The following is a 16539-nucleotide window of genomic DNA, read 5'->3' on the forward strand; positions in this document are numbered from 1 at the left end:
CGCTCCTAATCATACGATACGCGCCCGTAGCTCAGCTGGATAGAGCGCAGCCCTCCGGAGGCTGAGGCCAGAGGTTCGAATCCTCTCGGGCGCGCCATTTCTATACTCACCCCATATTGTATTCTTGGCTCTGTGCCACGCTCTTAAAATCACTGAACATACATCGGCGCAAATTGACATTTACCCTCAATTGTCAATTTAGCTTCAGAAAGTACTTTAAATGGATTGACTATAAGCGCTTGGGGACAAGTCATCATGTATTAGCGTTCGCTCGTATCGTATTCTTTGGAACTTGACCCATTGCTATCTATCGCCCAATCAAACACAAATGTTTAGACGTCGGAAAGTGACAGAAACGATGCACTGAATTCAAACAGTAATCCCTAATAGCTGCTGAGATTCGAATTTACAGGGTTTCAAATGACCAACGTCTCTGGCCGACCCAAACCAGCCACCGATCTGAATAATGGCTGATCGTCTGGTTTCTGTCCGATAGCGGCCTTAGAAATGTCTAACAAAATTCAGTTTGCTGCAACTTGCAACCATAGGCAATTTTTAAACCCGTAAGCTTATAGCCTTTTCGAGCAACGCCAATTGAGCCGGCAGGCAAATCGACTTTAGGTCGTATTTTTCCACTATCGTCTGCCGGGCATTTTGTCTTATTTCAGCGAATCCGCCGTTTCCGGCTTCCAATGTGGTAATCACGCGCTCCGCTATTTCGGACGGCGAAAAGATGTCGACGAAAAATCCGTTTTCGCCGTCTCGGATAACCTCCTCGACAGGCGCCGTTTTGGAAGCGACTACCAAACAGCCGGCGGACATCGCTTCCAGCATCGACCACGATAGCACGAATGGATAAGTCAAATAGACGTGGACGCGGGAAATTTGCACGATTTTCACGAAGTTGGGGTAAGGCACTTTGCCAAGAAAATGCACGCGATTCAGGTCCAGCGAACCGCCGACTTCATTTAACAATTGCTGCCGGTAGGTTTACCCCTGTGGAAGGCGTTTACCGTAACTGACGTCGTCCCCGCCGACGATCAATATTCTGGCCTTCGGCCGTTTATCCAGGATGGCCGGCAAGATGCAGGCGTGCTTCTGCATCGGGGATGACGGTCCGCGTATCGATGCCCTCGTGTACTACATGCAGCATGTCGCGGTACCTCTCGGGGTAGAGAGACTTCTGCCAGTCGGTAGGACATGGGCCGATGTCCGCCGCATTGAGTGCTAATAGATTCCCCAGGTTTTGGGTGCGCAGCCTGGGGCCGGTATCGAATAACTTCGGCTCGTCCGGGGCGAAGCCTACGTCGGCGCCTTGAGCCCGGTAGAAAAATTCAAAGTAACCCAATAGCGGCACATAGGGAAAGACGTCTTTCAAATACCAAATCTCTCCCCAGCCATTGTGGCCGACGATCACGTAGGGCGTGAAACCGGACTGTTTTAGGTTCAACGCGATACGCGCGACCGTCTGGGCATTCAGCAAGCCCGCTTCGGTGCCCTGCAGATAATGATGCATGTTCCGGGTAACCAGCCGATGAGGCTGGTAAACCAATTTACGGACGCCCGGTAATTCCGCATCCCGGCGTTGGGTAATGAACACCACTTGATTGCCGGGAATCGAACCTAGGTGCTGCGCTAAGTGCAAGTATTGGCCGGGGAAGTTTTGATGGACGAACAGGATTTTCATGGATGCGCGGTGTGCGTCAATGCAGTTGATTGGAATTTTGTAAGGAGTTAGAGAATATTCCGGCTTGGATTGAATGCGCGGTGCATTGTATACCTTTTGCAGTTCAACTTTCGGTGTATTCGTTCACCTAGAGCTTTGGGAGATAGTGTGCTGAAAGTGGAAATGCCGGCTATCCTTTCGGGCTGTTTAACGGATAGGCGTGCGGCATTTTCTAGCGACAAACATACGCTGTCAAGGTTTTGTCATATTTTAAAGCTATGATGTGGTTCACAATGAAGTTTTGTGTTTTGGGAACTTATGCACAAAAGCATGCGGCAATGGTAACTGGAAGTGCAATTGGAAAACTTTGAAAATCGTATGGGATGCGTACTCTATCTGGCTATTCGGCGCAATGTACATTGGTTATTGCGCCTTGTGGCCGTCGAAAAAAATTAGCCTAGGTTATCAAGAACAAAGAATATATATTCGCCTAATTATATGGTAAATGGATTGCCGGAAACACTATATCAAATTAATAAATCCGGTAAGAGGTCGTTAATTTTATTAGATCAACTCGATGATAATTGGGGTTGTAACGAGTGCTTATTACGTTACATTGAAGTTTGTTGGTATTTATTTTTATGCAAATAATCAACAGGAAGATAAGTCATGAAATATAGTGAGGAAACTTCTCAATGGATTGGTAGTGAAAAATAAAACAATCAATAAGCCGATATGTTAGGCCATTCCTAGATTGCTATCACTGAAGCTTATGAAGCAAGAAAAAAATACAAAAGAATTTAAAATATTTTGCATTGTCATGGGTTTTTTTTTAGTGGCCGTTGGTGTTTATCAAATAATAAACATTAAGGAATACAAGCCAAATTTTGACGACCGATGGGGGACGATCACGTACCTTATATACAGTATATTTGGGCCATATGGCGAGCCGTGTGGCTCAGTGTTATTTGGAGTTTACTTGTTTTACGTTGCTTTTCTTAAGTCAATTAAAAAATAGGAGTGTTTTTCGTGCCTGCTATGTCCACTGTTAATTTTATTATTACCCGGTCAGGAGTTATTATTACAACAGTCAACAGGGTCAGGCCTTACAATTGACATTCATGACTTTCTCTTCTCAAGTTGTTTCACGGCGCGACTCACAGTTGCATAGCTGACACCAAAATGCTCGCCAACTTGAGCAAGCGTAAAATGGCCGCTTAAATATGCCCGCGCCATACCTTCATTGCGACTATCATAACGCTCGAAATAATGACTCAATGAATTAGCAGGGGCCTGTTTTTGTTTCCTAGGGATATCTTTGAGTGATTGTTCAGGGTCAATCTTACCCTGCACTTCATCGATAAAGGCATCGGCTCCCAAATAAATCTGGTTTTTTAATTGCTGCCGGGTGATGGCTGTTTTTTTCCAAGGCCGTAGGGCGGATAAGCAAAGCGTCATCCGCCGCCTTGGGTAATCCTCTCAATGCATGACGCTATCGCTTATGCATCCTACGACTGCGGACAACCATATGGCGGCAAACGAACATTTAGAAGTCATTGAAATTACTTCATCAAGCGACAGATTTTGGCCGAAACTGCCATCCATAAAGCCAATCGGAATAGCCTCAATAATTTTTGACGACTTTGAAAAAGCCAAGCATAGACTAGGTTTTTTGTGGTTCCCATTAAAGTCTGCCACCGTGAATAGGCTTCCAATGGGCTGTTGGCTGTACTGATTGTATCGAGCGTGCAATGCAAGGTATCGACAACCAGCTAACCGCAGCGCGACTCGCAGCATCAGGCCTGTCCAACTGCCAAATCACTCGGAGCTCAGCAGACGTTTGGCGCTCCGAAATGCTTCCGAACTTCCCGTGGGTACCCTCGGTATATTTCCGATAGTTTGTTCCAATGCCTGTATCCGGTATACATCCATTAAATGTGCCGTGTCCCCAGGAGGCAAGCGCTTTGCAACATCCAACATGGCTCGCGGGTCGTAACCCGAGGCGCGAAGTATACCCAGAGCGATTTGATCTGCTTGCTGTTCCTTGACCGGATCGATTTTTTGCATCACGGAACCGAGATCCACATCGTATTGTTTCGTGTCCGGGGTAGAAAAGATATCGAACAAGCCACGCGATGCGCCGCTACGGAATTCTTGACAGAAATGTCCGGCCAATTCATGAGCAAGCTCATGAGCCAAGATCGCCGCCAGTTCGGCTTCGTCCTGTGCGAAGTTTACCGCGCCTTCGTTGACGAAAATATTGCCGGCGCCTATCGAAAATGCATTCGGTGCCAGATTGCGGACCAAGGTAAAGCGCCAGGGAATGGCGCGTGCTGCGCTACCGTAATGCTGGGCCAGTTGCAGACCCAGCGATTGCACATATTGACTAACTTCGTCATTGCCAGGTCTGAGCGGCCAATCGCGGACGATGCGCTGACGCAGCTTCATCGCCCTTTGCATTTCTCCAGGGCATAAGCCTTCTGCGCCCGCCGCGCCGATCAATAGGGTGAACAGCGCGCAGACAAGCAAGAGTCGCGGTAAAGCCGATGCCCCGGCTCTAACGACTGACGACGAAAGTCGATTCGTCTGTATCATAACTGCTTCCCGCCAGAACCTTGTGTTCGATCACATAGGTGCCCGGCTCGGCATTGGTTGGTATCGGTACCGTGGCGTCGGCATTCCAACCGCCAGCCGTTCTTAGATTGTTTTGCGGCGGCAACTCAGCCAGCGTGTTGCCATCTTTCTTCAATATCCAACTTTCCGATACTTGCGTGGACGTCATATTGGCCGGCAGCTGGACGGAATAATCCGTGAACAGCAAGACCGAATCGCCCGGCTTCACCATTTTTGGGTTCGATGTGCCCTTGTTTATTTTGATTTGGGTGGCATTCACGGATTTCGTCAAGCCGTAAACTTGTTGATCTTCCTGGACCGAACGCACCTGCGAGGCCTGATACTGACTGACTTTGACCGCGCCCCATCCGGTCACTGCACCCACCGCGGCACCGATCGCAGCGCCCTTAGCACATCCGCCGGCATTGCCGCCGGCTAGAAAGCCGGTCAAACAACCTAATGCCGCGCCACCGACCATGCCGGCCCCGGCGCCCATCAGTTGATCGTTACCCTGTTGGGTGGCGCAACCGCCGCTGATTAATACCGGCAATATCGCCGCCGCTACGAGTTTTCTTCGCATATAGGTTTTATTCATGGGGTCACTCCATTTATCAATTTGGGGCGCCGACGACGGGCGACTGGTTATTTTCGAAATAAGGCGTTGCACTACCCGGCGGCAATGCTGGAATGGTTTGATTCAACTGTTGAATAAATTGTTGAAGCTGCGGCACCGGCGGCGGTTGGATGGCTTCAAATTTAGCGTTCTCATAAGTCAGCTTGCCGCTGCCGGTTGGATACTCTAATCCCAGCTTGAAGCTGTGTTCCTCGCCGTCCACCGGCACGTAGGAGCGGAACGTGACCACATAATCGCTTTGCACGATATTCTGTATATCTTCGACAACCCGCTGCATCTTGTTCATGGTTTCACCGATCAAATAGTAGACCCCGAAGGAGTTTTTGGAAAGGGATTCAAGGTTGGTGAAATATTTTTGGCTGAGTTTGGAATACGCCAACGAATACACCGGAATCGGTATGCCCATATTGGTGATGCGTGCGTTGAGTTCTTCGCGGGATAAGGCGCTGCCTTCGTCTAACCCATCGGAAAACACCACGATGGAGCACGAAGCAACATAGTTCTCGGGACCTAACGAGATGGCGCCTTGAGAGGTCATACCGCACATTTGCATGGCAGCGCCTACACTGTCGTATAGTCGGGTTTTTTTGCCGTCGGCACGCACGTCCAACAGGCGCCGACCCAATGCCCCTGGATCGCGTTCGAATTGAGAGACGATGTCGTAACCTTCCTTGGTATCGCGTATGGACAAAATCGCCACTTCGTCTTGAGGACGCTTGCTATCAATATAGCGGGCGGCGGCTGTCAACGAAGCCTCGAACGGAGGACCAGCCATGGAACGACTGGCATCCAGGACCAGCACGGTACGCGTCGCTTCCGGCCTTTGCCTGAGCGTTTGGATGAAAGACTGTCTTTTCATCGGATCGTAGGATTGACCTTTCACCATCAGACCGATGTTCATGTCGTTGAGATTAATCAGCGGATGCATGCTTTGATCGAAGGTGCGGAAATAGACTTGTACGTAAGGATAGAGGGCATAGTTGACTTTATAAATCTTTAAACCGTACCCTCCGGACATACCGATACTGCCCAGATCGGCGTTAGCGGTATTCGAAATGGTCGGTAAGGCAAACACTGCCCACAAAAGTGGAACCGTTAATGAACGGGATAGCCATTTAGGCCATGGTAGCAACCAGCGTGTTGACATTGTTAACTCTCCGTTTGAGGTAAAAGACGATACGTTCGAATCCCCGGTTAATCGGTTTTGCGCGCGCCGCCAGGGATAATGACCCAAGCCGGTTTAGAACTACCCGAAGGCTTGGGATTGCTCTGCACGACCGGCGCTTTAACCACCGGCTTGGGCCTGGGCTTTGGTTTGGACACAGGCTTAACCGGTTCGGGTTCTACAAAAGTTGACGTCGGCTCGGGTTCGGGTAACGGCTCTATCACACGACTTTTCAACAACTCCTGGGCCGATTCGGTTTCCCGAGGAGGTTGTGCCGCGGGCGCGGCGACCGGCGTTTGGGCAGGGGTTGCCATGGGAAGTTCGGGGCTTACCGGTATTTGAGCGGGCGTCGGAGGAACTTGCTGGGTAACCTCTGGCGTCGGCGTTTGTGTTGGTAGAACGTTTTGAGTTGCGGCTGGCGGTACAGGCTCCACCGGCTCGGATGTCTTGGCATAATAGTAGTATCCGGCAGTGACGATAGCCGCCAGAATGATAGTGAGACCTATCAGCGACAAGAGCAATGATGTTTGCGAACCCGGTCGAGAAACAGCTACCGACTCGGCTTCCTTATATGCGGCGCCGGCGGTGGCGCGTCCGGTAGGAAGCTTGAGGCCGGTCGGTCTGCCGGACACGTTTTCGGTACTGCGATCCATCGCCACGGTACGTTGCGTCCATTCTTCACTGGCAATAGGCCGGGATTGCTCCATCGCGTCGACGCCGCTCAAGGCGAGCAAAAATTCCTTCACCGATTGCTGGCGTTCATTCATATTCAGATTCAACGATTTGACGATCGCATCTTCTACCTGCGGCGGCAGATCGGAAACCAGTTGGGAAGGCGGTGTCAGAGCGACGCCGGCGATCCGTTCGTGAGCCGGTGTCGGATTCTGACCGGTCAATAAGGCGTAAAATGTTGCCCCCAACGCATAAACATCGGCACGCGCATCGGTGCCCGTGCCCATAACCTGTTCGGGTGGACTAAAGCCGACAGTCACCGCCATGGCCAGGGTGCGGGTTCGACCATCTTCCGCGGCTTCCTTGGCAATACCAAAGTCGATCAGCATGATACGATCGTCCTCGTTCAGCAGGATGTTATCCGGCTTAAGATCTCTGTGGACAATCGGCGGGTTTTGACCGTGCAGATAGATCAACACATCGCAAAGCTGGCGCATCCACGGGAAAAGTTTTTCCTGGGGTAGGCGCCGATCGGGATACTGCTTGCGTTCGCTGCCTAAGGTCCGACTACCGCCGAATTTCAACACCAGGTAAACCATGTCGTTCACGGTTTTGCGGTCTATGATGTCGGGAATGCCCGGATGGTCGAGCTTGCTTAATAGCGACGTTTCGTATTCGTCGAACATCGGCAAAGGCACTTCCTTCAGCGCCCTGCGCTTACCGCTCAATTGTAGATCGTCCGCCAGATAGGCTGCTCCGAAGCCGCCCTTGCCCAATACCGATTTGATTTGATAGCGGTCGAGAACCACCTCTCCCGTTGCGCGCAGCCAACCGAAGATACCGCGGATCGTACCATTGGGGGCGAAATCCACGTGGGCCAGTTCCAGCCGGCATTGACTGCAGCGATAGCCGCGCTTTTGCAATTGTTCCAACACATTGTCGGTTCCGCAAGCCGGGCAGACATGCGCCTGCGCTTCCGCGCGCGGTGCAACCATAGTTTTATCGTCGTCGGAAGTCATGTTATCGGATGAATCCATATTCATTGTTTTCGGTCTTTCAATTTTAGTCCCAATACCGCTAAGCCCAGGAATACGCCACCCAACACGGCGGTCATAGTCAGATCCTTGCCGAATGCGCCGCTGATAGGGATGATAAGCTGGCCGCTCGGGTCGCGAATCGCCAGGCTGTCGGCACTAAGCGTGGTTTTCATCGCATCCAGAGCCCAGAACGAAATCACGCTGCTCTTGGCGACCCACTGGGAGGCCTCGCCGAGGTGTACGACAGCATTGGATAACACCATCTGCGGTATCAATAAAATCGGCGCCATCGCCACTGCCTTGTCGTTGCTGTCGACGAAGGCGCTGACCGCCAAGCCCATGCAAGTCGCAGCCAATCCGGACAGAAATAGCGTGACCAAACGTTCCAGGAAATTTCCCGGCAAAGTTATCATACTCATCACAATGCCGAGCAAAAAGATACATTGAATCAGGCACAGCGCCGATAACGGCAATAATTTGCTGATCAGATATGGGGCAATGCCTAAATTGACCGAACGCTCTCGCAAATAAATCGGCAATTCCTTAACCAGCTCGCGGGCAGCGTTTAGCGTACCGAACCAAATAGCAGACAACACCAGAATAAAGGCGATCTGGCTTTCCGCTGTCGCTCGCGCCAGACCAAGCCCCTCGGTATCGAATACCAAGCCGATCACAATGGCAATCAACGGCGCTTGCAGCAACAAAATCGAAAGGTTTTTCTTGTCGGCGAGAATCAGGTCGAAGTAGCGACGAATCAGGGTTGCCGTCTGCCGCATGTCGAACCACGATCGGCGCGGCCTCAGTAATTGCAGCCCTAGCGAAGAGTGATCGGCTTGCTGGCCAGCGGCTTCGCGGTTCATACGCTCCAGCACGTAATGGTTGTAAATACCGGATGAACGGTAGCGCTGCGCCCAGAAGTCCGCAGAATTGCTTTCCAATAATTCGTAAACATCTGACAATCGGTTTACGCCAAAGTAGCCGGTTGCTTCGGCGGGCGGGCCGAAATAAACCAGTTTCCCTCGGTGCAGCAAAATAACCTGATGACAAACGTCGATATTTTCCAGGGTATGAGTGACGCAGATGACGGTTTTTTGATCCGCGGCCAGGTCGGCGAACAAGTGCATCATGCGCTTGTCGGTGCCGGCGTCCAAGCCGCTGGTAACTTCGTCCAGGTAAAGAATATTCGGGTTGGCAACCAATTCCACCGCCAGGCTGACGCGCTTGAGCTGGCCGCCGCTCAAGGGAGCTGGTGTGTCTATGGGTAAATCCGCCTTCTCCGTTAATTCCACTTTTTCCAGCACGCGCGCGATGTATTCCTCGGCCTCCTCCGTCGCAGTATCCGGCGGCAGACGAAGCCTTGCGGTGTATTGCAGTGCCCTACGGATGCTGATTTTTCGATGTACGATGTCTTGTTGCGGTACGTAGCCGATGGCTGAGCGGAAGCTGTCCAAGCATGCGTAAAGATCGGTGCCGTTATAAAGTATGGTGCCGCCGGTCGCGGGGCGGCGGGCGTTCAGTGCGTCTAAAAGGGTCGACTTGCCGGAACCGCTGGTACCGAAGATGGCGACAAACTCCCCCGGCTCGATGACAAGGTTGATATCATCCAGAAGACGTTTGATTTGGTGACTGGAACGGTCGGCGACTTCCTTGTAAAGTCCGCGTACTTCGATACCAACCCTGCCCGAGGTATCGACCGGCTCCAATGCCTCGCCGGTGAATAAATAGGTGAACGATGCGATGGCGACACGGTCGCCCTGCTGCAAAAACATTCTATCTGTCAGTCGCCGTCCGTTGACGAAAGTACCATTGGTACTGTTCAAATCTTCAAGTTCCACCCCTTTTTGTCCGCAGTAAAGTTTGGCATGTTCGCGGGAGACGAGCGGGGAAGAAATATACAGATCGCAGCCTGGATGGCGGCCGATGGTTAAAATGGCGGATTTGGCAGCGGCTTGCGAAGAAGGACTCGACGCCGCGGCATGCGGTTCCGAAAAACTGATCTGGAACAGGCTGGAACCGAGGGACAGCCAGTCGCCGTTTTTCAACGGGGTCGCTGCGTTAATAGAGGTACCGTTGATGGCAACGGCGGATTGAGCTATCGGTTCCAGGTGTAAACCGGTCGGCAACAGCTGTAGTAGCGCATGCTGCTGCAGGATATCCTGTCCTTGCAAGACAATTTCGTTACCGTCACTGTTACCTAATACATACCGTTTTCCTTGCTTCAAGCTGATGATTTTTCGTTCGCGATTATAAGAGGTACGTAACTCTATAGTTTGTTGTTTGAACACCGAACGTTCCTATTTTTAGCGTTTTTGATCGAAGTTCGGCCAAGGTTTAAAGCTCAGCGTTAGCAAGAATTAATCGAGAGAAACCTATGTTGATCGGCGTTGTTTTAGCTATCGAGGATTGTAAGTGAGCGGTGCTAATATTTCTGGTTGTTGCTCTATACAATCGGAAATGGACTCGAAATCGCTAACAGCGCATGGCAATTAACATTGGGCCTGGGCCGAATGTAGCATTAATTTTAGATTAAGAGCAATGGGCTTGGTCTATTTTCTATTCGGAAGATTGGCCAATTTAGGAGCCGCCGAGATTCGATTTGCTGATGCTTGCTTTTACAACAGCGAGAAAGTGATGGATGGGTTTTATTTGGCTGCGCGGCATATCTGAGGTGAGCACTAGAAAGAACACCCCTGAAAGGCCATGATGAGCAAACCCGATCAGCTATTTTTATTCTGGAATCGGAACTTCATCCGGGCATCTAGGTCGTATTGGTGGAGATAGTAAAATGTCGGTGTATCTGTAGCGTTATGATGCAGTTGCACCGACATTTTTTTTACTTTAAATTCATTTCCCGTCAAATTGACAGGGTTTCTCGGTATTTCAGCTTTTGGTCCGGCACATGTTCAAAATCTACAAACGAACCATCCATATCGGTACAACAGGACATCCTCAACGGCTTAAATATAAAGTCGAACAAAACTCAGGTTCCAGTGTTCCGAATATCTTAACGATTCCGGCAGCGATTGCAGGCGCGGTGTTAGGCATTTTGGCCTTTTCGGTGTTTTTTGCCGTTCTGTTAATTCCACTGGGCATTGTTGGATTTAGGGCATGGCGTCTAATGAGAACGGTACAGCAACAAACCGGTCCTCAATCAGATGCCGGAAGCCTTACTGCCGAATACACCGTTATTTCCGATAAAGATAAACACTAAAGTTTTTTAAGGTATTAATAGCTCCCACAGCCCAAGCCTAAAGCGTATTAAGCCAAACCCGCTTGCCCAGTTGGCATACAGAGCTTAATTGCCGGATTCTGGATTGTCGGCTTTATCCGATCTCAATCGTTCTTGCTTATCTTTTTTAAACTCGTAATTAACGAAAAACAAGCCGCCCAACAAGCTCAGCAGCATCACGATTTCTAGGATTTCTCGCATCATTTCAATCACCGTACATATAAGAAAACGGCCAACGGCCTTAAGGTGGAGGTGTTAATGATTTCTGCTTGGATGCCCCGTCCGAAACGAGCCTCACACCGTCAACTCCCTCTTTCAAAGGCTACCGAGTGAAAATGTTTAGTCAATTACCGGGGAATTTTAGCGACGAGCACCCAACATGCCGCACGCCCTGTCTGCGACAATTTGTCACATTTTTTCTGGACAGATGAATTTTTATCCCATAGAATGCATCCACCTTGACTTAGGTCAATACGCCTCGCAAGAGCGTATCTTTGAGGAGGGAGGTAAGCGACCGTGAATACGGTACAACAATAATAAAAGCGCAAGCTATTAACCTGCTGTCTTTGATGGCGGGCGTCCACAAAAAACATAAAAATCACCGGACGAAGCCCACTTAATGTGGGCTTTTTTATGCCTGCGGTATCCCCATTTATTAATCGGATGACCAAAAATCCCCTCCCGCATCCGCACAGATGCTGGTCGCAGAGTGTTCCATTGATGAACGCATCAGCACGCCAATCACTTCGCGCGCTCGCCCGCACCAAGATCCAGGCACAAAAAAAGCCCCTAGCGTGAGCAACGCTAAGGGCTATGGAGTTTGCAGTCCGGGAGAGGTCTGCTTGGACTAACGGAGGTTACACATCAAGCTTTAGCACGAGCGGGTCTTGCAAAATCGAAGTGACTGGATAACGCTGCGGCACCGACCAACAGAGTGGACATCACAACCTGAGCGGTCATAGGGTCTTGATGCAGATTTTCGGATGTATTCATCGTCGTCGCCTAAAAAGTATCCAGTCATGTTTAAGTTCGACTTCACTATAAACCCATTCATAAAATACACAATAGAGCAATAAATGGATGGTTTGTTTTGTTTTTTGAAACAATGCAGCAGCATTTTTTCAGCTACACTGTCTGGATTGGCGGTTTTGTGGTGTACCTTTAACATACGAAGGCGTAAGCTTTAGCTATTCCCCATCGGAGGGCAGTGTCATGAGCCACCATCTGAATTTACTCCGCGCCCTGTTTCAAGATCCGCTCAGCGGGAACGTACATTGGCGGGAAATCGAATCTCTCCTGCATCATTTGGGCGCAAAGATTGAACCCAGCCATGGGGCTCGATTCCACGTGCTACTCAATACGGTCGATGTGGTGCTGCATCACCCGCATCAAAGCGGCGTACTGAGCAAGCAAGAGCTCAAACATATCCGGGAATTTTTAAGTCGCGCCGGAGTTAGCCCGAGTCAATACGAAGCGGAACGCAAAAAAGACCCAGTAGCCGACTAAAAAAAATCCGGCATGATGGCCGGATTTTGAGGAGGATGTTATTGCAATGAACTGAAAATCTCTGCAATGACCATATACTATCAGCATTCCCTTATATTTAAAATGTGGCACATTGCCGCAGTGGCTGCAGTCTGGTCAAGGCAACTCTACTCCCGATGCTGTTCCGCTGCTATCATGCAACCATCACTGCCTTTTCTGGAGACTATCGCATGTCTGCTTTTATGTACGCCGTTACTGTCCCGCCTATTCTGCGCAGTCTTGCCAACTTGCGGGCTATTTTAAAAAAAGCAATTGCCCATGCTGAGCAGAAAAAAATTGACCCATCCGTACTGGTCAATGCGAGGTTATATCCGGATATGTACCCTTTATCGCGCCAAGTACAAATTGCCACCGATGTTGCCAAAGGCGCTGCTGCACGACTGGCCGGGCAAGAACCGCTCAAGTACCAAGATACCGAATCGACCCTTGCGGAACTCATTGCACGAATAGACAAAACCGTCGCGCTATTGGAATCGTTAACAGCGGAGCAAATTAACGGCTCGGCAGACAAAACCATTTTGTTACCCAGACACGATAGAACCTCCGAATTCAAAGGCCTGGACTATTTGACGGACTTCGTATTACCGAATATCTATTTTCACGTCGCCACGGCTTACGCCATTTTGCGACATAACGGGGTTGAATTGGGTAAGCAGGATTTCTTGGGTAACATCTAATTCTTTACCCCACTACTGTTCGTCGGTTTGAATCGGCGGGTTAACCCGCGAGAGCTATTCAACTGGCCAATAACCCTAAAGTTGCATTCAGGTTGGCCTGTGCAGTGCTACAGTTAACCTTAAAATTGAAACTGTAGTTTCCCTTGAATGCATTTTAATACAACCATGACAATGAACCGTTATCAAAAGCCATCATCGCAAACGCAAGAGGACGCCTTAAAAATAGCCAAAAGCATTCAACGCCCCGCTCAAACCAAAGAGCAAACCAAGTTGATTGCCCAAGGCATCCAACAAGGCATAGACCTGTACAAAAAACAACAAAAAGAAAAAGCCAGGGAGTTAAATAAAAAACTCAAAAAGATAGCCCATCAAAAGCCACAATCGACTGCAGCGGATGATCAGGAAATAGAAACACACATCGTGTATCGGCAACACTGGTTGCCTTGGACATTATTACTGCTTACTTGGCTGGGTATGGGGATTTATGTTCTGACCCTTAAAGGTTAAAGAGTATGGACATGCGTTTAAGTGAGCCCAAAATGCGCGATATCATGCATTTTGGGCCAAAAACATAAACCGATTATTTCACGATTTCCGCAGCAGCCGCTTTTAATTTGGCTTCATCGCCTTGAATGGGTTTCATCATAGGATTTTGAGAACTTTTAGCCCCGGCTACTAAAGCGTCGGCGGTTTTAAACTTACTTTTCAAGGCATCAACGCCTGGAGCGACCGAGCCATTGTGGCAACCTTTACAAGTATCCGCTGCGCCGGCGAATGATAGGGATGGCATCAAGGTAACTAAAGCCAATGCAGTCATTGCTAATAGAGTTTTTTTCATTTTAAATCCCCTTGGTTTTATAGTAATTATTAATTTTCGAGATAATGATTGAATATTTTTTCGATGACGTTTTGAATGTTCAAGCCATTAAATACAGACGATTTAAATCGTCTGTGAAAAAATTTCTATCACAGCCGAAATTTCAATGCAAATTGTTTAAAACCTTCCAGGAAAATCAATACGTTTCGATAAGGCCGAAATGGCGCCCACCCCATTAATTTACCGATAATGCATCTGTATTGAGGTTGTTTATTAGCCGAGTGCGATAAAGCAACGTTGCTTCGACAGATCAATGAAAATCCCTTGATTTGGCCGCCAGCTCGCCTATCCAGTCGCTCCAGTCCTCCAATTTGCCGGCGATTAGATGCAGAACGCCGTCTTGCTGCTGCACGATGCCGGATACGCCCAGCAAACGGGCTTTCAATAAAGGTTTGCGTTGCGCCAGCGCGGTTTTCGGCCAGACGATCAGATTGACTTGACCGGTTTCATCCTCCAATGTCACAAAGGTGACACCAGCGGCGGTCATGGGCCGCTGTCGACAAATCACCAGACCAGCCACCTGGGCAATGCTACCGTTACGGCGCTGCCAAAGGGCTTTGGCGGTGACAAAGCCACGCCCCTGCAAACGTTGACGCAGCAAGGCCAACGGATGGTCGCGTAAAGTCAAACCGATACTGGCATAGTCGGCCAGAGTGTCTTGCAGCGGCAGCGGTACCTTCAGCAATGGCAGCGCTTCGGCCATACGCGGCACACCGAACACCGGCGCGGGGGCCTCAATCCCCGCTGCCGCCCAAAAGGCCTGGTGGCGATTACCGCCCAGCGCTTTTAAAGCATCGGCGGCGGCCAGCGCTTCCAAATTGCGTTTGTCCAGCTCGGCTCGTTCGGCCAGATCGGCGATGCTTTCGAAGGCCCGCACCGCGCGGGTGGCGGTGATGCGTAACCCAGCCTGCTCCGCCAAACCTTTGACCTGATTAAAACCCAAGCGCAAGGCAGGCGGGAACACCTCGTGCTCCAAGCGACAATTCCAATCACTATGCCGGACATCCACCGGCCGCACCTCGACGCCATGCCGACCAGCATCCTGCACCAATTGCGCCGGCGCATAAAAACCCATCGGCTGGCTATTCAACAGCCCGCAACAAAACGCCGCCGGATGGTGGCATTTCAGCCAAGACGATACATAGGCCAACAAAGCAAAGCTGGCCGAATGCGACTCCGGAAAACCGTAATCGCCGAAACCGCGAATTTGTTGAAAGATGCGCTGAGCGAAATCGTCCGGGTAGCCGCGCGCGCGCATGCCGGCCAGCAGCTTCTGTTCGAAGGGTTCCAGGCCGCCCTTGCGTTTCCAGGCCGCCATGGCCCTCCGCAGTTCGTCGGCTTCGCCGGCGGTAAAACCGGCGGCGACCATGGCGATCTGCATCACCTGTTCCTGAAAAATCGGAATGCCCAGGGTGCGTTCCAGCACCTGCTTGACCTCGGGACTGGGATAATCGATAGCTTCCAGACCATTGCGGCGGGCCAGATAGGGATGCACCATTTCGCCCTGAATCGGGCCGGGACGGACGATGGCGATTTCGATGACCAAGTCGTAATAATTGGCCGGCTTCAGGCGCGGCAGCATACTCATCTGGGCGCGCGATTCCACCTGAAACACGCCGATGCTGTCGGCTTGTTGCAGCATCCGGTACACCGCCGGGTCTTCGGCGGGAATATCGGCCAAGCGCCAGATCCGTCCCGTGTAAACACTCAGATAGCTTAAGGTTTTGCGAATCGCGCTGAGCATACCCAACGCCAGCACATCCACCTTCAGCAAACCCATAGCTTCCAGATCGTCTTTTTCCCATTGAATCACGGTGCGTTCGGCCATGGTAGCGTTCTCGACCGGCACCAGCCGCGACAGCTCGTCGCGGGCGATCACAAAGCCGCCGACATGTTGCGACAGATGGCGCGGAAAGCCCTTGATCTGCTCGATCAAGCCATTGAGCCGGCGGATGATCGGGCTATCGGGATCGAAACCGCAATCGCGCAAGGCTTCCGGCATTAGTTTGTAGCCGTCCCAGCGGTCGACATTGCCGGCCAGCCGATCGAGCTGGGCCGGGTTCAAGCCCAGGGCCTTGCCGACGTCGCGCACCGCGCTGCGACTGCGATAGGTGATAACCGTCGCCGCCAGCGCGGCGCGATGACGACCGTATTTGCGGTAGATGTACTGAATCACTTCCTCGCGCCGCTCATGCTCGAAATCGACGTCGATATCCGGCGGCTCGTTGCGCTCGCGTGACAGGAAGCGTTCAAACAGCAAGTTCATTCGCCCCGGATCGACCTCGGTAATACCCAGGCAATAGCACACCGCCGAATTAGCCGCCGAGCCGCGACCCTGGCACAAAATGGCTTGGCTTTTGGCAAAAGCCACAATGTCGTGCACGGTCAGAAAATACGGTTCGTAAGCCAGTTCTGCAATCAAGG

16 protein-coding genes and 1 tRNA gene are annotated in these 16539 nt (G+C 50.8%); 5 read left to right on the forward strand and 12 right to left on the reverse strand.

What is annotated here, in order from left to right:
• Positions 1–20 precede the first annotated feature (20 nt).
• A tRNA-Arg gene (locus M0R33_RS20275) sits at positions 21–97 on the forward strand.
• Between the two features lie 458 nt (positions 98–555).
• Here M0R33_RS20275 and M0R33_RS20280 read toward each other — a convergent pair.
• The 8 genes from M0R33_RS20280 to M0R33_RS20315 form a co-directional block, all read right to left on the reverse strand.
• Positions 556–975, reverse strand: a complete 420-nt coding sequence (locus tag M0R33_RS20280; protein ID WP_292573623.1) for a glycosyltransferase — start codon at positions 973–975, stop codon at positions 556–558.
• Between the two features lie 88 nt (positions 976–1063).
• Positions 1064–1687, reverse strand: a complete 624-nt coding sequence (locus M0R33_RS20285) for a hypothetical protein (RefSeq protein ID WP_292573625.1) — start codon at positions 1685–1687, stop codon at positions 1064–1066.
• 1098 nt (positions 1688–2785) lie between these two features.
• Positions 2786–3124 (reverse strand): LysR family transcriptional regulator, encoded by a 339-nt coding sequence (locus M0R33_RS20290; protein ID WP_292573627.1) that lies wholly within the window; start codon positions 3122–3124, stop codon positions 2786–2788.
• A gap of 360 nt (positions 3125–3484) precedes the next feature.
• Positions 3485–4261, reverse strand: coding sequence for a M48 family metallopeptidase (locus tag M0R33_RS20295; protein ID WP_292573628.1), 777 nt, complete (start codon positions 4259–4261; stop codon positions 3485–3487).
• Complete coding sequence (locus tag M0R33_RS20300; RefSeq protein WP_292573630.1) at positions 4224–4874, reverse strand: hypothetical protein; 651 nt, start codon at positions 4872–4874, stop codon at positions 4224–4226. Before M0R33_RS20300 ends, M0R33_RS20295 begins: the two co-directional genes overlap by 38 nt.
• Positions 4875–4890: 16 nt before the next feature.
• Positions 4891–6060 carry a VWA domain-containing protein gene (locus M0R33_RS20305; protein WP_292573632.1) on the reverse strand — a complete coding sequence of 390 codons (1170 nt, stop codon included), beginning with the start codon at positions 6058–6060 and terminating at the stop codon, positions 4891–4893.
• 47 nt (positions 6061–6107) lie between these two features.
• The gene (locus M0R33_RS20310) at positions 6108–7787 is read right to left on the reverse strand and encodes a protein kinase (RefSeq protein ID WP_292573634.1); all 1680 of its coding nucleotides are present in this window, start codon (positions 7785–7787) and stop codon (positions 6108–6110) included.
• Positions 7788–7789: 2 nt separating this feature from the next.
• The gene (locus M0R33_RS20315) at positions 7790–10072 is read right to left on the reverse strand and encodes an ATP-binding cassette domain-containing protein (RefSeq protein WP_292573636.1); all 2283 of its coding nucleotides are present in this window, start codon (positions 10070–10072) and stop codon (positions 7790–7792) included.
• Between the two features lie 614 nt (positions 10073–10686).
• Between M0R33_RS20315 and M0R33_RS20320 the strand changes: the two genes are divergently transcribed.
• Positions 10687–10998 (forward strand): hypothetical protein, encoded by a 312-nt coding sequence (locus M0R33_RS20320; protein ID WP_292573638.1) that lies wholly within the window; start codon positions 10687–10689, stop codon positions 10996–10998.
• 84 nt (positions 10999–11082) lie between these two features.
• Here M0R33_RS20320 and M0R33_RS20325 read toward each other — a convergent pair whose 3' ends face one another.
• Together M0R33_RS20325 and M0R33_RS20330 are read right to left on the reverse strand one after the other, a co-directional pair.
• Positions 11083–11220 carry a hypothetical protein gene (locus M0R33_RS20325; RefSeq protein ID WP_292573639.1) on the reverse strand — a complete coding sequence of 46 codons (138 nt, stop codon included), beginning with the start codon at positions 11218–11220 and terminating at the stop codon, positions 11083–11085.
• Between the two features lie 660 nt (positions 11221–11880).
• On the reverse strand, positions 11881–12009 hold the full coding sequence (locus M0R33_RS20330; RefSeq protein ID WP_292573641.1) for a hypothetical protein: 129 nt from the start codon (positions 12007–12009) through the stop codon (positions 11881–11883).
• Between the two features lie 219 nt (positions 12010–12228).
• Between M0R33_RS20330 and M0R33_RS20335 the strand changes: the two genes are divergently transcribed.
• The 3 genes from M0R33_RS20335 to M0R33_RS20345 all read left to right on the forward strand — a co-directional run bounded on the left by M0R33_RS20335 (position 12229) and on the right by M0R33_RS20345 (position 13745).
• A complete protein-coding gene (locus M0R33_RS20335) occupies positions 12229–12522 on the forward strand; it encodes a type II toxin-antitoxin system HicA family toxin (RefSeq protein ID WP_292573642.1) in 294 nt (97 codons plus the stop codon).
• Between the two features lie 209 nt (positions 12523–12731).
• On the forward strand, positions 12732–13238 hold the full coding sequence (locus tag M0R33_RS20340; protein ID WP_292573644.1) for a DUF1993 domain-containing protein: 507 nt from the start codon (positions 12732–12734) through the stop codon (positions 13236–13238).
• Positions 13239–13403: 165 nt separating this feature from the next.
• A complete protein-coding gene (locus M0R33_RS20345) occupies positions 13404–13745 on the forward strand; it encodes a DUF2956 domain-containing protein (RefSeq protein WP_292573646.1) in 342 nt (113 codons plus the stop codon).
• 73 nt (positions 13746–13818) lie between these two features.
• On the opposite strand, the gene M0R33_RS20350 is transcribed toward M0R33_RS20345, so the two are convergent.
• Both M0R33_RS20350 and M0R33_RS20355 read right to left on the reverse strand, forming a co-directional pair.
• Positions 13819–14076 carry a hypothetical protein gene (locus M0R33_RS20350; protein WP_292573648.1) on the reverse strand — a complete coding sequence of 86 codons (258 nt, stop codon included), beginning with the start codon at positions 14074–14076 and terminating at the stop codon, positions 13819–13821.
• Positions 14077–14365: 289 nt separating this feature from the next.
• Positions 14366–16539 (reverse strand): error-prone DNA polymerase (locus M0R33_RS20355; protein WP_292573649.1); only part of this gene is annotated, 2174 nt, incomplete at its 5' end.

The sequence above is a fragment of the Methylomonas sp. genome (assembly GCF_023228165.1).
Taxonomy (GTDB): Bacteria; Pseudomonadota; Gammaproteobacteria; order Methylococcales; family Methylomonadaceae; genus Methylomonas.

Coding starts and splice junctions, on each gene's coding strand:
- M0R33_RS20285 (WP_292573625.1), bottom strand. CDS start 1,687: ATGAAAATCCTGTTCGTCCATCAAAACTTCCCCGGCCAATACTTGCAC.
- M0R33_RS20290 (WP_292573627.1), bottom strand. CDS start 3,124: ATGACGCTTTGCTTATCCGCCCTACGGCCTTGGAAAAAAACAGCCATC.
- M0R33_RS20295 (WP_292573628.1), bottom strand. CDS start 4,261: ATGATACAGACGAATCGACTTTCGTCGTCAGTCGTTAGAGCCGGGGCA.
- M0R33_RS20300 (WP_292573630.1), bottom strand. CDS start 4,874: ATGAATAAAACCTATATGCGAAGAAAACTCGTAGCGGCGGCGATATTG.
- M0R33_RS20305 (WP_292573632.1), bottom strand. CDS start 6,060: ATGTCAACACGCTGGTTGCTACCATGGCCTAAATGGCTATCCCGTTCA.
- M0R33_RS20310 (WP_292573634.1), bottom strand. CDS start 7,787: ATGGATTCATCCGATAACATGACTTCCGACGACGATAAAACTATGGTT.
- M0R33_RS20320 (WP_292573638.1), top strand. CDS start 10,687: ATGTTCAAAATCTACAAACGAACCATCCATATCGGTACAACAGGACAT.
- M0R33_RS20325 (WP_292573639.1), bottom strand. CDS start 11,220: ATGATGCGAGAAATCCTAGAAATCGTGATGCTGCTGAGCTTGTTGGGC.
- M0R33_RS20330 (WP_292573641.1), bottom strand. CDS start 12,009: ATGAATACATCCGAAAATCTGCATCAAGACCCTATGACCGCTCAGGTT.
- M0R33_RS20335 (WP_292573642.1), top strand. CDS start 12,229: ATGAGCCACCATCTGAATTTACTCCGCGCCCTGTTTCAAGATCCGCTC.
- M0R33_RS20340 (WP_292573644.1), top strand. CDS start 12,732: ATGTCTGCTTTTATGTACGCCGTTACTGTCCCGCCTATTCTGCGCAGT.
- M0R33_RS20345 (WP_292573646.1), top strand. CDS start 13,404: ATGACAATGAACCGTTATCAAAAGCCATCATCGCAAACGCAAGAGGAC.
- M0R33_RS20350 (WP_292573648.1), bottom strand. CDS start 14,076: ATGAAAAAAACTCTATTAGCAATGACTGCATTGGCTTTAGTTACCTTG.